The 1,277-nt window shown below is 64.3% G+C and carries 1 protein-coding gene; it reads right to left on the bottom strand.

Annotated elements, in window-relative coordinates; genetic code table 11:
* Window positions 1–273 precede the first annotated feature (273 nt).
* A partial coding sequence (locus tag IEX24_RS19345; RefSeq protein WP_188681423.1) for a DUF222 domain-containing protein occupies window positions 274–1,277 on the bottom strand: 1,004 nt, incomplete at its 5' end.

Below are 1,277 nucleotides of genomic sequence, written 5' to 3'. Positions count from 1 at the left end.
GACAACACAATACGGAGCTTCTTCTCCGCCGGGATCGTCGGTGGACGACTCATATCAGTTCAGACCTTTCAGCTGGGGCGTTGCATCAGCAACTAACTACCCCTGCCAACAATTCTGACGCGCGACAACCGCACCCGTGGCCGCTCTCATGGTTACTCGTGCGGGCGCGTTCGTGGTGACTCGTGTGGGCGCGTTCGTGGGCCGATTTCGTCGCCCGGCCACCGCATATCGCCGCCCGGCCCGGCTGCGGGCAGAGTTCTTTGCTCGTACGGGTCATGGCCTATCACCGCCGCCGCGGCTTGCCGTGCTCGTGCTGGCCGTGCTGTTTGGGGTGCGGTGCCAGGGTTCCGAGCGTTTGGGGAGGTCGCCGAGTTTCAATGGTTTCAGTCGTGTGCGGGTGCGTTGCTGGGTTGCGGGTCTCGGGGTTTGTGTCCAGTCGAGGCTGTCGGGTGGGATGAAGTGTGGTGCGCCGCTGATCATGATCAACGTCCACCCCGTTTTGTGTACGACGGAATGGTGAAAATGGCACAGGAGCACGCCGAGGTCCACATCGGTACGGCCTGGGAGGTAGCCTTGCGAGGTCCAGGGGGTTGTGTGGTGACTTTCGCACCAGGACGGGGGCCGGTCGCAGCGTGGCCAGACGCATCCGCCGTCACGGGCCGCCATGGCCTGAATCTGCCGGGTCGTGAACAGGCGTTGCTTCTTGCCCTGGCAGAGCACTTGCCCGCCCTCACCGAACACCGTGGTCATGCTGTCGGCGTGGCAGAGCAGCTGCTGCACACTCGACGCGGGTAACGGTTCGGTGATGCCGGGTACCCAGCCCACCCCGCGGCCGGCAACAATGTCCTCAAGATCAGCATGCACCGAAACGACTGCGGCGGCACCGTTGATACGAGGCACATCAGGCAACGTCGCACCCCTCCGGATCACATCAGTGAAAACGTCTAAACATTTCTGATCCCGAGTACGCGGATCCTCGAACACCACATCCACCGGCGGCTCGCCGGCCTCATCGTCGTCGCCGTGATCGTTGCCGGCCGCAGTATCAGCGGCGACAGTGGCCCTCCCAGAGCCCGTGTCACCGCCGCTTCGCCGGGCGGCAGTAGTTCCACCGTCAGGATCCGTATCGGCCGGATCAGCACGAAACGACGGCCGCACCCGGGGGCTTTGGGTGGCGGCGTCGATCGCGAGCCAGGATGCGGCGTCTTCGGGTGGCAGCAGGCCGATCATTTTCACCATCCCCGACGGCAGGGTGATGAACCGGAGGCTGCGCTGCT

It is taken from the genome of Subtercola lobariae, assembly GCF_014640255.1.
In the GTDB taxonomy this organism is placed as follows: Bacteria; Actinomycetota; Actinomycetes; order Actinomycetales; family Microbacteriaceae; genus Subtercola; species Subtercola lobariae.
The sequence above is the reverse complement of the archived record's forward strand: the minus strand, read 5'-3'. Positions and strand labels throughout refer to the sequence as shown.